General features: G+C 62.4%; 14 protein-coding genes, 1 tRNA gene and 1 pseudogene. 7 read left to right on the forward strand and 9 right to left on the reverse strand.

Annotation, left to right across the window (positions count from 1 at the left end):
- Positions 1-8: 8 nt before the first annotated feature.
- The gene (locus AC5P66_RS05015) at positions 9-800 is read right to left on the reverse strand and encodes a M90 family metallopeptidase (protein ID WP_181452423.1); all 792 of its coding nucleotides are present in this window, start codon (positions 798-800) and stop codon (positions 9-11) included.
- A complete protein-coding gene (locus AC5P66_RS05020) occupies positions 767-1,051 on the reverse strand; it encodes a hypothetical protein (RefSeq protein WP_049412595.1) in 285 nt (94 codons plus the stop codon). The genes AC5P66_RS05015 and AC5P66_RS05020 overlap by 34 nt, the downstream gene beginning before the upstream one ends.
- 144 nt (positions 1,052-1,195) lie before the next feature.
- On the opposite strand from AC5P66_RS05020, the gene birA reads away from it, so the two are divergent.
- From birA to AC5P66_RS05040, 4 genes are all read left to right on the forward strand, one after another.
- Positions 1,196-2,164: a bifunctional biotin--[acetyl-CoA-carboxylase] ligase/biotin operon repressor BirA gene (gene birA / locus AC5P66_RS05025; protein ID WP_099488192.1), complete on the forward strand. Its 969-nt coding sequence runs from the start codon at positions 1,196-1,198 to the stop codon at positions 2,162-2,164.
- Positions 2,161-2,892: a type III pantothenate kinase gene (locus AC5P66_RS05030; RefSeq protein WP_099495454.1), complete on the forward strand. Its 732-nt coding sequence runs from the start codon at positions 2,161-2,163 to the stop codon at positions 2,890-2,892. Before birA ends, AC5P66_RS05030 begins: the two co-directional genes overlap by 4 nt.
- A gap of 9 nt (positions 2,893-2,901) precedes the next feature.
- Positions 2,902-3,750, forward strand: coding sequence for an SPOR domain-containing protein (locus AC5P66_RS05035; protein ID WP_099495455.1), 849 nt, complete (start codon positions 2,902-2,904; stop codon positions 3,748-3,750).
- Positions 3,751-3,790: 40 nt separating this feature from the next.
- Positions 3,791-3,866 (forward strand) — tRNA-Thr (locus AC5P66_RS05040).
- 102 nt (positions 3,867-3,968) lie between these two features.
- Here the strand turns inward: AC5P66_RS05040 and AC5P66_RS05045 are convergent.
- Positions 3,969-5,115: pseudogene (locus AC5P66_RS05045) on the reverse strand (site-specific integrase).
- Between the two features lie 130 nt (positions 5,116-5,245).
- On the opposite strand from AC5P66_RS05045, the gene AC5P66_RS05050 reads away from it, so the two are divergent.
- Together AC5P66_RS05050 and AC5P66_RS05055 are read left to right on the forward strand one after the other, a co-directional pair.
- Entirely contained in the window at positions 5,246-5,503 is a 258-nt protein-coding gene (locus tag AC5P66_RS05050; RefSeq protein ID WP_099495456.1) for a Com family DNA-binding transcriptional regulator, read from the forward strand.
- The gene (locus AC5P66_RS05055) at positions 5,421-6,131 is read left to right on the forward strand and encodes a DNA-methyltransferase (protein WP_099495457.1); all 711 of its coding nucleotides are present in this window, start codon (positions 5,421-5,423) and stop codon (positions 6,129-6,131) included. Before AC5P66_RS05050 ends, AC5P66_RS05055 begins: the two co-directional genes overlap by 83 nt.
- A gap of 190 nt (positions 6,132-6,321) precedes the next feature.
- Here AC5P66_RS05055 and AC5P66_RS05060 read toward each other — a convergent pair whose 3' ends face one another.
- Together AC5P66_RS05060 and AC5P66_RS05065 are read right to left on the reverse strand one after the other, a co-directional pair.
- Positions 6,322-7,089: a hypothetical protein gene (locus AC5P66_RS05060; RefSeq protein WP_143566429.1), complete on the reverse strand. Its 768-nt coding sequence runs from the start codon at positions 7,087-7,089 to the stop codon at positions 6,322-6,324.
- 233 nt (positions 7,090-7,322) lie between these two features.
- Positions 7,323-8,126: a hypothetical protein gene (locus tag AC5P66_RS05065; protein ID WP_143566428.1), complete on the reverse strand. Its 804-nt coding sequence runs from the start codon at positions 8,124-8,126 to the stop codon at positions 7,323-7,325.
- A gap of 821 nt (positions 8,127-8,947) precedes the next feature.
- Here AC5P66_RS05065 and AC5P66_RS05070 point away from each other — a divergent pair.
- Positions 8,948-9,181, forward strand: a complete 234-nt coding sequence (locus AC5P66_RS05070) for a hypothetical protein (RefSeq protein WP_241896215.1) — start codon at positions 8,948-8,950, stop codon at positions 9,179-9,181.
- A 242-nt stretch (positions 9,182-9,423) separates the two neighbouring features.
- On the opposite strand, the gene AC5P66_RS05075 is transcribed toward AC5P66_RS05070, so the two are convergent.
- From AC5P66_RS05075 to AC5P66_RS05090, 4 genes are all read right to left on the reverse strand, one after another.
- Positions 9,424-10,212: a hypothetical protein gene (locus AC5P66_RS05075; RefSeq protein WP_143566427.1), complete on the reverse strand. Its 789-nt coding sequence runs from the start codon at positions 10,210-10,212 to the stop codon at positions 9,424-9,426.
- A gap of 56 nt (positions 10,213-10,268) precedes the next feature.
- Positions 10,269-10,871 (reverse strand): hypothetical protein, encoded by a 603-nt coding sequence (locus AC5P66_RS05080; protein ID WP_143566426.1) that lies wholly within the window; start codon positions 10,869-10,871, stop codon positions 10,269-10,271.
- A 538-nt stretch (positions 10,872-11,409) separates the two neighbouring features.
- Positions 11,410-12,534 (reverse strand): XVIPCD domain-containing protein, encoded by a 1,125-nt coding sequence (locus AC5P66_RS05085; protein WP_099495459.1) that lies wholly within the window; start codon positions 12,532-12,534, stop codon positions 11,410-11,412.
- A 22-nt stretch (positions 12,535-12,556) separates the two neighbouring features.
- A complete protein-coding gene (locus AC5P66_RS05090; RefSeq protein WP_143566425.1) occupies positions 12,557-13,156 on the reverse strand; it encodes a hypothetical protein in 600 nt (199 codons plus the stop codon).
- Positions 13,157-13,389 lie beyond the last annotated feature (233 nt).

Here is a 13,389-nt window from a genome sequence, read left to right on the forward strand (position 1 = left end):
GGCCGGCACTACCGTATTGCGATGCTGGGCGGCTCGCCGTAGAACCGCCGCAGCTGCGCGGCCACTTCCGGCAACGCCTGCTGCAGCAGGTCCGGTGCCGAGAAGTGGTACTCGCTGGCCACCGCGAAGAACTCCTCCGGCGCCTCGGCCGCATACGGGTCGATCAGCGTTTCCTCGCCTGCATCTACTTGCGCGCAGAAGGCGTCGTAGGCGCGCTGGAACGTGGCCGCCCACTCGCGCTGCCATTGCCGCGGCAGTGGCGGTGTGCCGTCCATCGCGCCATCCAGCGCATCGAGCTTGTGCACCATCTCATGCACCGCCACGCAGTAGCCCTCGTGCGGCGCGGCCAGGTCGGCCTGCACGTCGGCCCAGGACAGGATCAGCGGACCACTGTCCCACGACTCGCCGATCAGCTCGTCATCCCACTCGTGCAGCACGCCGGCCGCATCCATGTGGCTGCGGTGCACGCGGAACGCATCGGGGTAGACGATCAGCTGCGACCAGCCCTCCAGCCCCACTTCGCCGAACTCCAGCAGCGGCAGACAGCACAGTGCGGCCAGCAGCACGCCATCGCCAGCCTGCAGTTGCAGTTCGCCGACAGGGGTAATGGTCTTCTCATGCAGGAAGCGTGTGGCCAGCACGCGCAGTCGCGCGCGGCGTTCATCGTCCAGGCCGCGCAGCCAGGCCGCGCGGCGGCAGGCGTCTTCCCAAAGCGCATCGTCGATCGGCCGCGGCGAGGGCCGCAGCCACTGCAGCAACGACTTGATCAGCGGAACATTCCCGGCAGGTAGCTGTGCCACTTCGGCGCACGGATGCGCTGCAGCACGTCGTCGTCGCTGCCGCCGCCCCCGGTGCTGGTGGCACTGCCGGCCGCAGGGCGTACCGGTGCCGGCTTGGTGGTCGCAGCCGAGGCGGTCGCGGTCGGCGCGCGCTGCGAGGCGGCATCGCCGTTGGAGGACACGCAGGCGCCCCGGCTGTCGTCCAGCGCTGCCGTTGCAGACGCCGCGAAGGGCATCATCAGCAGGATCAGGCAATGGGCATAACGGCGCATTGACGACATCCACGTTAAGGGAGGGTGAGTTCCCGATTCTAGCCCGAACCCGGCGCCCCGTTGGAAGCCCCGGCGGAACCCAGCGTGGCAGGCGTCGCTGGCGGCTTTCCCGCATAATTCCTTCCTGACTTCGTGGAAGCTGCCGTGGACGATCGCCAATTGCTGGCCAAACTCGCTGCCGGTCGCCTGTCCGGCGACGCCCTGGCCCGAGAGCTGGGCCAGACCCGGGCGGCTGTTTGGAAGCGTATTCAAGGGCTTAGGGCCGCAGGTGTGGACATCGAGGGCCGTGCTGGCGAGGGCTATGGCCTGACCCGCCCGGTCGACCTGCTGGACCCGGCGGCGATCCGCGCCGGCCTGCCTGCCGATGCCCAGGCCCTGCTGCACGACCTGCAGGTGGCCTGGACGGTGGACTCCACCAACGCCGAATTGCTGCGGTGCAGCGCGCCCCAGCGCGGGGTCAGCGTCCTGCTGGCCGAACGCCAGACCGGCGGCCGCGGCCGTCGTGGCCGCACCTGGGCCTCGCCGTTGGCCGCGCATATCTACCTGTCGGTGATGCGCCTGTACTCCGGCGGCCTGGGCCGCCTGGCCGGGTTGAGCCTGGTGGCCGGCATCGCCGTGGCCGAAGCGCTGCACGACCTGGGCTACACCCAGGCGCAGTTGAAGTGGCCGAACGACCTGATCGTCGATGGCAAGCGCAAGCTGGTCGGCCTGCTTGCCGAGGGCGGTGGCGAATACGCCGGCCCGGCGCGCGCGGTGATCGGCATCGGCATCAACACCCACATGCCGCCGTCGTTCGGCGAGCAGATCACTCAGCCGTGGGTGGACCTGGATACGTTGGCCGGCAAGCCGGTGGACCGCAATGGGGTGGTTGCTGCCGTGCTGGCGCGGTTGCTGCCGGCGCTGGAAGAATTCGATCGCGAAGGCCTCGCTCCGTTCCTGCCGCGCTACGCCGCCTTCGACATGCTGGCCGGCCGCGAAGTACGCGTGGAACTGGAAGGGCAGTGGCAGCACGGTACCGCGCTCGGCCTGGCCGATGACGGCGCACTGCGCGTGCGCATCGATGGCCAGGAACGCTTGCTGCACGCCGGCGAAGTCAGCGTGAGGGCGGCATGAGCGATTGGTTGTTCGACCTCGGCAACTCGCGCTTCAAGTTCGCGCCGTTGCAGGGTGACCGTGCCGGTGACGTACAGGCCTGGGCGCATGGCGCCGAAGGCATGGCCGGGCAGCCGCCGCACAGCCTGCCCAGCGGCCGCACCGCGTTCGTGGCCAGCGTAGCGGCACCGTCGCTGACCAGCGCCATGCTGGACCAGCTGCAGCGCCGCTTCGAGCATGTGCACGTGGTGCGCACCAGCGCCGAATGCGCCGGTGTGCGCATCGCCTATGCCAGGCCGGAAAAGTTCGGCGTCGACCGCTTCCTGGCCCTGCTGGCTGCCGCAAAGGCACAGCGCCCGGTGCTGGTGGTCGGCGTGGGTACCGCATTGACGATCGATCTGCTCGACGCCGACGGCCAGCACCACGGTGGCCGCATCTCCGCATCGCCCACCACCATGCGCGAGGCATTGCACGCGCGTGCGGTGCAGCTGCCGGCCACTGGCGGCGACTACAGCGAGTTCGCCAACGACACCGCCGATGCGTTGGCCTCCGGCTGCGATGGCGCCGCGGTGGCGCTGATTGAACGCAGCGCACAGCAGGCGCACACGCTGCTGGGTGTGGCACCGTCGCTGCTGGTGCACGGTGGCGGCGCACCGGCGCTGATGCCGTTGCTGCCCGGTGCCGACTACCACCCCTCGCTGGTGCTGGATGGCCTCGCCCGCTGGGCGGTGCACCAGCCCGCGCGCTAGTATCCGCGCATGCTGACCCGTGCCCTGATCGTCGTACTGGCCATCCTCAACCTTGGCGTCGCCTGCTGGTGGCTGCTGCGCGATGCACCACAGAAGCCTGCGCCGCCACCGCAACCCGCTGGCGTGGCCGAGCTGCGCTGGGTGCCCGGTGGCGTGGATGCCAATGCCGCAGCCGAGGCCACTGCCACCGCCCCGACCGCACCGCTGATGGAGCGCGAACCCGCCGCGAAGACCACGGTGGCTGCGACGCCCGCGCCCGTTGCGCCGGCCAAGCCGGAGATCGCCAGGCCGCAGGTGGCTGAGGCTGCGCCGGTTGCTGACGCTGCCAAGCCGGGAATACCGCCCGCAGCCGTGCCGGCACCTGAAAAACCCGTAACCCCGCCCTCGGCCGCCGAGCCGCCGCGCTGCGTCGCGCTGGGCCCGTTCGCCGACCGCGCCGCCGCGAGCAGCGCGCAGGGCAAGGCCGGCGCGCTGCTCAGCCAGGTGCGCCTGCGCGAACAGCCCGCTGCCAGCGGCAGCGCCCGTTACCGGGTGCTGCTGCCGGCCGCCGCCAACCGCGACGAGGCCCAGGCCACCGTGAAGCGCATCATCGCCGCCGGCCTGAGCGACTACTACATCATCAGCCAGGGCGAGGAGGCCAACGCCGTGGCGCTGGGCCAGTACCGCAACCGCGAAGGCGCCGAACGGCGCATGGCGGCGGTGCAGGCCGCCGGGTTCCAGCCGCGCCTGGTCGCCAGCGGCGACGCCGGCCAATGGTGGCTGGAAGGACAGCTGGCGGCGGGCACGCAGCCGGCCCAGGCCCAGCAGCGCAGCGGAGCGGCACAGAGCCGGTCGCTGGAATGCACGCGGTTGCGCTAGAATCCCCGGACCGCGGCGCTGCCGCCGGTGCACCACCCATGCCGCTTTAGCTCAGTTGGTAGAGCAACTGTCTTGTAAACAGTAGGTCATCCGTTCGATTCGGATAAGCGGCACCACTCGGGAAGCGCCGAAACGCCTTTTAAAACAGGGGTTTCAACGAAAAAGGCCAGCGCGGTGCGCTGGCCTTTTGGCTTCCGCCGGTAAAATTGCCGGTAAAATTAGCCCTTCTTTTTTGGTTTCACGGCCGCTTTCACCACCGGTACGGAATGGTCGTACAGCTGACGCATGGCCTCGGTCACGTGGCCGCCAGCGCTCTTGTCCTCGCTGTCGGTGATTCCCCGGTGTTTCAGGCCATGGAGCGCGAACCGCTGCTCCTCCTCGATCGATCACGTCCTCCGCAATCGCGCGGCGGACCAGGCGTTGCCAGGCGCTGTCGAGGGCTGATTTCGTGAGCGGGGTGCCGGACTCCGAAACAAGAAGGCGTCGCTGCTCAGGTTTGATCGGTACCGGCCGCCCATGCGCCTGCATCCGTTCGTCCCGGTAGGACTGTAGCCACTTCACGGCCGCGCGCAGATCCTTGGTCCACAGCGTCACGTTGTCGCGCGACCCCTTTCGGCGATTGCTGCGAATGCCATCAGTCTGCAGGTTGGCGTCGGTGAGAGTGTTCACCTCAATGCCGCGTAGGCGGACCGCATAGGCCAGCACCATAACTGCAGGGAGATAGGGCGGACAGCTGCCAGCGGTATGCGCCTGGCGGCTCGCGCACGTGCGTGCGAATCGCAGCACCGCGTCGAAAGAATCGTGGTCAGGCATGCGCGCATCGCGCTTCTCACGCACCTTGCGTATGCCGTCGGCAGGGTTCGACGTGCAGTGGCCATGCCGGATTCCCCAAGCGAACAGACGCCGCAGATAGCTGGCCACGCGGTTCGCCGCCGCCGGTGTTGCCGCGATCAGGGGCAGCTTACCTATGGCAGGCCGGCCGGTGGCCATGGTTTCCACCACTCGCTGGAGGACCGGCACCGAAAGATGCTCGATGCGCTGTTGGCCCAGTGGGCGACCATCGCGCAGGAGGTAGCCGCTCGCCTTTGCTGCGCAGTAGTCGTAGCCCTCCTTCGACTTCTTCGACAGGTCGATGTACTCGCTGGACCGCTTGAACACCTCGACCAGGTAGTCGAGGGTTCCACGAATGTTGCCGCCGGCTCGCGCCTCCATGATCGCGTGCAGATCCGAAAGGCGGGCGCGCCGCGAGGCCACCGTTTCCTTCTTCTGTCCGATGCCCTCGGGGTGTGGGTCGAGCACGTACCAACGGCCCTCGCCCCAATACACGCCGCGTGGAAGCGATCCCTGGTCAATGTGACCAGGGATCTCCGGGTTGAGCGGCGGTGTGGGCGGCGATGGAGCTTGCCCCGCTGCAGACGCGAATGACTGCGATCAACGAATGGCTGGGCCAAGAGGTGATCCGCTTCGACGCCTTCGAGCTGGGAGCGGCAGCTGCATGAATCAAGCACGACAGAACCTGCGCTGCGGCGCCTGTGCGCGCCTGCTGGCCAGAGCGGCTGGCGACTACGACCTACAGATGAAGTGCCCCCGGTGTGGGGACATGAACCACATGAAGGCCCAGAGCCTCTCCACGGATCGCCGCGAGCGACACCACGAAGAAGGCTCTACCCATGAAGAACGAACTGATCCACGGCGATGCGCTGACCGTCCTGCCGACCCTGCCGGCCAACAGCTTCGACGCCCTCATCACTGATCCGCCATACGCCAGCGGCGGCACGCACGCCTCCGCCCGTCAGCGCAGTCCGAACGAGAAGTACATGCAGAGTGGTGGCCCGCACCTGCATGCCGACTTCCCGAGCGACGAACGCGACCAGCGTTCGCACCTGGCGTGGATGCACCTGTGGCTGGCGCAGTGCCACCGCGTCCTGCGCGATGGAGCCCCCGTGTTGCTCTTCACTGACTGGCGGCAGCTGCCTCTGACCACCGACGCGCTGCAATGCGCCGGCTTTACCTGGCGCGGTGTCGCGGTATGGGACAAGACAGGCGGCGTCCGGCCGCAGCGTGGCCGATTCTCCAACCAAGCCGAATACGTCGTGTGGGGTAGCAAGGGCGGGATGCCGCTGGACCGGGCGGCGCCCACGCTTCCGGGCGTGTTCCGCGAGGCGGTACGCAAAGCCGACAAGCATCACCTGACCGGCAAGCCGACCGACCTAATGCGGCAACTGGTACGCATCTGCGAGGAGGGTGGCCGCATCCTCGATCCCTTCGCTGGTTCGGGTACCACCCTGGTAGCCGCGGATGCTGAGGGCTATGCATGGACCGGCATTGAGATGACCCAACACTACTACGATGTTGCTAGCAGTAGATTGGGCGGTCACTGACCTCATGCCTTCAGGAAGGAAGGCCGCTTATCTGCGGCCTTCCCCTGTGCGTTCTAGATGCAGTGCTGGATGCATCTATCTGGTGAGAACCAAGATGGAGAAACTACAGCTTCGCGTCGTCGAAAGTGTCTCGCTGGTAACGGACCACTTGTGTTGGCAACCTCGTACTTCCGACCTGTGCTGAGCGATCCTACTCCGCCGATGTTAGCGGGCTGACTTCTGCCGGAAGCTTAATGAATCCATGGACAACTGAACCAAAGGCAGTGGGAAGCATCGTGGCGAAATTGTCTCCAGACATGATTTTGTAGAAGCCTGGCCGTACGGAAATTAGTCCTGCAGATTCAAGCTCACGGCAGGCCCTCTCTACAATGTAGAAGGGCAGGTCATGTCTGAAACAAGCCCGTAACGGTGTCTCAAAGTCAGATGGGGTGATTGCCCTATTATCCTTCCCCAGTCTTTCTACAACATCTGGCCGTCTCGCTGCATAAAACTGAAGCACTTTGATATGGATGCTGGTCATGTCCCTTAAGGCCGCAATTCGCATCTGATTGAAAGCCTCATCATCGCTGGCATTAAGGGCAACGTTGAGCATTGCAGCTCTCAGTGCATCAATTTTTTCCGGCTCTTTTGTCAGTAGTGCAATATGGGTCGTGCTGATAAGAGCTGAGGAGTAAGCCCCTGATTCAAAGAGTTCATCAGGCAGGCTTGACAGCTTGCCCTCGACAGCTCTCAGGTCATTGTGAACGTGATTGAAGAACTCCGACGCCCGCTTCTGGCTCGGTGACTGAAAGGCAATTTTTAGCATCCCGCTCGCGGCCGGTCCCACAACAGGGACCGCCTGAATGGCGGCATGCGCCGCTTCTACGACGATGTCGCTCGCCGTGAGTTTATTCATTAGGTTCGGATCACGATCAGGGCCCGAAACCGTGAGCGTTATGGTTTTTTCTTCCTTGGGCATAGCAATCTCCTTAGTAGTATTGCAAAAGCAAGAAGTCGTTCAGCAGTCCGGCGCTTTCATCCCTACACAAGAGTTAGCAGAGGGAGTGCAACCGCTCAGCGGCAACATCTGCGGTGTGGTCGGCCCTCGGAGCTAAAAGCTGAAAGGGATCTAGATAGCAGAGTATCGGTTCGCTTGGCTAGGCCGTACCCTTCCTAGGGTGATTTTTTCCCTGCCAGCCCACCGGAACCCATCTACGGGCGGCTTTCGTCATTCTTAGCCTCGCCGACTTCGCTAGGTGGTGGCCACCTCGCCTGGAATGCTCGGATCTTTTCGAGCAGCCGGCTCCCAATGTGATCCACTTCATGGCGTCTGCCCTCATCCGCCGTGAGGTTCAAACCGACGATGCCGCTCAGGAACGCTAGGACGGCAACGCGCCTAACCTTAAACGCCATGTCGTCCGGCCCGACCTGCGACTGCAGTGTGTCGCCGCCATCGTACAGATCGACTACCACGTTCCCACCGTGTACGAGGCTGTGCCAGTCCGGGACCTCGTCTGCAAGGTCGTTCAGCATGTCTGGCTCATCCGGGCAGATCCTGGGGCCGACGAGCCTAGCGATAAGTCGAGGGGTGATCTGCGTCGGGCTTCCAGGGTTGCTAGGCCAGGGGCGATGAGGAAGTAGGCCTTCATTGTGGAAGGTAGCCACCTCATCGTCGCTCGCCTCCAACGCAAAGAACGCTGCGCGCAGCCAGATTTCCAATAAAGGTCGCCATAAGGTGAGCACCACGATATGTGTGCGCATTGGCTCTGTGCGCAGAAGGTGGCAAATCGACCATGCGATGTCTAACGCGTAAACCAGCAGTCCGCCGACGACGACCCGTCGCTCGGTCCTTGGGCCGCCGGCACCGGCCGCCATTGCTGATCGAGTGTCTTCAACGAATTGCTGGGCATCGGTGGCGAGAGCCATCAACGATTCGCGTGGTGGGAGGCGACGCGAATGGTTGGGGGCCGGGGTCTGGGCGAGCGCTCGGCGTATCGCGTCCTGCAGTTCGTTCACGTGCAGCGTTCCTCAACCAGGGGTAGCAGCATAGCGCTCGGGGGCGCCGGCCCGTGCGCGCCTCTGAGCCTGCCGTGCGCACTCGTCTCCCCGCCACGCCTGCGCACTTCATAGGGTGCTTTTTCTGCACTCCCTGCAGCAAAGCCCAGCCCCGGCCCTGTATGGCGTTCTCCGGGGTTTCCAGCCAACGCCCGGCCCTGCGGTTCCCTGCGCGAGAGGGGCGCCTGCGAGGCCCTCTGCGGGCGTCCCCTGGCCCTTCTCGACAGGCCCGATTTTTCAGGTGACCACGGGAAAGAGGTAACCAGGTAACACGCGGCCTCGAACAGGTGCTAAGCCTCTGATTGCAAAATCATAAAGGTGGTTACCTTTTGAGGTGATAGGAGGTAATTTTCTGCGGCCTACAAAGTAATGTCATTGATTCCTAAGGAATTTTTACTCTGCCGATGTTACCTCCCCAAAAGGTAATCGGGTTACTCCAAGGTTACCCTATTGTTACCTTCATAAAGATAATATAAGAAATTGATTTTAAAGGTTAATTTGCCTAACTCGATGGGCTGATTACCTTTGTTACCTCTTTCCCGTGGTCACCTCAAAAATTGCACTCTAGCGCGCGTAAGGGGGCCATCAGCTTCCCTGCCGCCGCACGCGCTCACGCCTGCAGCCCGCGCCCTTGTCGCAGCGTTTGCGACGCCCAGCCGTATCCTGCCGGCCATGCCGCTGCCCCCGACTTCTACTGGACGACGCGTTCTGCCAGCCTCCCGGACGATGCCCCCACGGTCATCGCTTGCAGCGGCGTGTGGGTAGTCGTACTGATGCAACGGGTGAACGACGGGATCTGGATCGCCAGTCTCGGCCGGCACCGGCATGGTCCCGGCGGGCCGTTCCGCTGGTGTACCAGCTACGAGCAGGGGCGGGCCGGCGCCGAGATGTGGGTGACCAGGCACGAGACCCGCCTGCGCGAGGATGTGGCCAAGATCGAGGCCTATCGAGAGGCGGTGCGGGCGAACAGGTTGAAGAAGCTGCACATCAAGCCACCCTTCGGCTGGCAGGCATGAAGCGCGCCTGCGCGAGGACGTGGCCAAGATCACGGCGCACCGGGAGGCCAGACGCGCGAACAGGTCGGCCAAGCTGCACATCCCGCCGCAGTTTGGCTGGATGGGATAAGCGGCATCACTCGGGACTGCCCCAACGCCCTGAAAGCAGGTGCAGCGAGAGAGGTCAGCGCGGTACGCCGGCTCATTCGCGACGATCGGGGAAACGACCTTGAGCTCAGGTTCTGGGAGAGGAGCCAATGAGGCTACCGAAGCCGATTCATCTCGCGTCTGATCTGCTGACACCGTTGCAGCATCAACTCGCCGGATCGAGCTCCAAGCCGGATGCCTCCGTCCGCTAGCAACGGATAGGTTTCCAGCCGCACGCGATAGGCTTCCTGCGAGGAGTAGCGTACTGCCCGATCACCGGACGCGAGAGGGGCCCCCGGCAAGCCTTCTTCCGTGATGAAGCCGTTGATCTGAAGTTGCGCGCATAGGCCCGCGTAGTAAGCGCTTCTTTCGTCCAGCGCTCGGGGATGCTTTGTAGCGTGGCCCAATGCATGAAGGCTCTCGTGCGCAACCAGGTCAACGAGATTCGCGAAGGTCTGATGTTGATCGCCGTAGACCGGTGACACAAGTGCGAGCGTCCTGCCCGTGGCAAAGCGGCCAAGCGATCTTGCCCGCGCTGCCGCAGAAGTGCCTTCCTGTACAAGAAGGATCCGATAGCTGTTCGATGCTGCCGGTATCCATGACTCGGATGAGGCAGCCGCCGCATCGACACGTGCGCAGGCATCTTCGGCGTTAATCGCAAGCCCATCCGCGATCTGTAAGTTGATCGTCCGCTTGGTGTGCGCGCAGCGGACGAGATAAGTGGTGCCTACGGCGTTCTGGCCAGGAAGCATGGAAGCCGTGTAGAAGTAGCGAAGAGGGCCTAGAGGGACGGAAACAACTTCAGTATATCCAGCTGAGGCAACGCCTTTCGGTGGTACGGTAGTCGCGCAGCCTGAAAGAACAATGGCGCAGACGCCGACCAGGAAGATTGCGATTTTGTGCATCTTGTCCCCACATGAGAGCGGGGGCTGATGCCCCCGCTCCAGTCAATTAACAGGTACTACATTTCCATGCACAAATGCGGCGATGGATGATTGACACAGTCGCGTCCCTCAAATTCAAGATAATAACTAGCCTTAGTGATGCCCTCCTGTTTGGCTTGGCCGGCTATTACCTGAAGTCCGTTCCCATACGCTGAATGGAATGGAGCGAGATCGTACGACAACGAATCTCCACTGCCGACGTTGGAATAGATCCATGCATTCACGGCGGCAGGATCAGCGACCCGGATCACTGTCCCCGTTCGAATCCATGCGAAGGTTTGAGAGGCGCTGATTGCGCCGGTCGATGAATTCTTAACGCGAAGCACCACGCTGCCATTTGATGGGTAGGGGATGGTGGAGCCTGACGTATCCAGTTCAAAGCTTGCCGCGTCTGGAAGTACGTCTAGCGTGGAGAGAAGGGAGTTGTATATTGATTTTTTCCCGCCACCATCACCCTCCCAGATCACCTCCATGCCAATCTTGCATTCGCCACCGCCCGTTTGCTTTCCACTGCATTCACCATAGGCCTTCATGGTTTTCATGGCACAGCCACTCAATATAAATGCCGTGCCTAGTGCGATAGCGGAAAGGGCTAAAGCCTTCGAGACTTTCACAGTCATACTAGATCTCTCCTTGGTCTAGGATTCGTGCAGCTTTCATCACGGCACATGGGATGCCGCAGCCAGTGGTTATCACAAATATTAATGGATAATTGTGACGTTCATCACGCATTGGCGATTATTGCAATTTTTGCGTGAGGGCCGAATGAGGCCGGCATCCTGCTTGGCTAATCACTAGGTAATCCAGTGAGCGCAGTCTGGCCTTCGCCTCCCGTTCTCGGTCCCAGGCGCCCCAAGCGCGTAGATGCAGGTGAACGCAGCGCAATGTCTGCGGTGGGGCAGCCGAAAGCTACAAGCGCTAGGCCTGGGAAAATTCTGTAGCGGAACCAACAGTGTCAGGTGTTCCACGACAACCAGTTAGGAAAAATAGAGGCCCTAAGCCATTGATTATATGAATTATTCTAACTGTCTTGTAAACAGTAGGTCATCCGTTCGATTCGGATAAGCGGCACCATCCCCATGAGTCAGCGCCTCTTTGCGCTGCTCCAGGTACTCGCCCAGTGGTTCGAAAGGCGGTGCACCCGGTGCCTCGGCAGTCTTACCTTGAGAATGATGGTCCGTCCTGCGCATGGACCTGCTGCGCTGACTGCTGTTCAAGATTTGCTGCCAATGAATCAGCGCGATGAAGTGACTCCGCTTCAGGCGCGCGAAGCGCGTCCATCGTATTCATGGTTCCACGGCGTTGGGCAGGATCGTCCATCGCTCCCTCGACGATGAATACTCTCTCGCCACGTGCAAGGGACTCTGTCGGGTTGTTCACTACGACGTGGTCAACTCTTGAAAGCCCTTGCTCCTTCGCGAGCACCAGCAAACTCGCGGACATGCGTTGGCTCGACTCATCCCACTGCTTCCCGCTCTCGGCATCCAGGCGTTCCACACCCGCTCTTATCTGCTTATAGAGAGAACGGTCAGCATCGCAGAGTTCAGCTACTGAGAAAGCCGCTCGTTGCAGCGAAAGTGAGTCGTCGGCGACCACGGCGACTCTTTCCGCAGCCGAAGTGCGCTCGGCGTCAAGTTCTGGCTCGGGCCTACGTCGACGCTGCGTGGGTGCTATGTGCTGATCATAGTGCGCGCCATAGTAAAGCTCGTATGTCGCATGAGGACCAACAGAAGGAGCCTCTGTTTTGAACACTTCAGCGATCTGCCCAAGCGCTTGGTTTCGATTGATCCGCCCGGCCTGGAGTTCAACGGCAATAGCTCCATACTGTTGTGGACGATTACCCGTGCCGGACACACCAATGTCCGGCCCACCAGCTGCAATGAGTTCACGCTGGACCTGGACATTACTGAGCGTCGCAGCTGCTTCTCCGCGTAGCAGGGTGTTTACATAGGATTGCTTGGACGTCGGATCGGGACGTTCAGTGAAGAGATGGTGCCCCACTTCATGGGAAAGAGAGCGCGCGATTCTGGGGCCTTGCCCAACCGCGTTCTCGTCAATAACGATCTTCTCACCCGGAACAAGATAGGTGCCCCTACCGGCTTGTCCCCAGACAACATCCAGATCGTCGCGCTCGGCCTGTGCGAGACCCGCTCGAAGTGTTGGGGATTTCGCCAGAAGCGGCGCCAACGAAGGGTCAGCCAACGGGGACTCCGGCCGACGTACGGGTCCTGGGCGAGGCCCGTCCTGCGGCTGCGGCAGTTCAGAGTCTTCAGTACGTTCCATGTTCGAGCTCCTGCCCAGGGGGTCAACGCTGACTGATCAATACGTGGGTCAATGTCGCATTGTCAGGGGCCAGAGTGAGTACAACCTCAGCACCGTTGACTGGCGCGGTCCAGTAGGGGAGGGAGTCAGGGGCATCAGGCCGAGGTGGATACTGCGCCGTTCCCTCCCAGATGACTTCTTTGAGCGCGACGCTCGGTGGCGCGACATCGAAGGTCAGCTTCGCCTGCGCAGGATTATCGACAGCACTTCTCAGTGTGATGTTCCGAACTTCAAGGCCGCCCAACATTCCACGTTCTGCGGTTCGCTCGTCTCTCAGGCCCTGCCGAGCCGGTTTTCCAAGATGCGTGTGAAGCTGTTCGTTCAATGCATCGATATCGCCAAAACGCACATTGGACAATCGCTCGATGCTGTTCTTGAATCGCTCCATACCAGCTTCACTCCCTGATTTGATGGCCTGTCTTTGATTCACATGATCTGATGGGGGCGACGTCGCGGCGCTCGAACATGCTGTCAGCACAAGCGCCGGAATAACGATCGCGAGGCGACGACGCGCTGCGATCCAGATGCGGCGCCGACGTCCGCGTTTTGATGAAGAATCGCATTTCTCGACCCACGCATCCATGAAAGCATCTCTCGCGCCAATGTCACGCTCTTGAATCTAGCACAGCATCTTTTGACTGCGGATTGGGTCCGTGATCCGTGCCTTGGGTGTGCGCCTGCATGTCCGAGCGGCATAGGCACATGCGCCGAGCATGATGTCGGCGCGGCGCCGGTCGCAAAGGCGGGGGGAACGAAAATGAAGAATCCGCCTTTCGCCGGTTTTCTCGCCCCAACCCGGTGAGTCAGCTCAATGTA

This window comes from Stenotrophomonas sp. YJH_SMC_122, assembly GCF_059369535.1.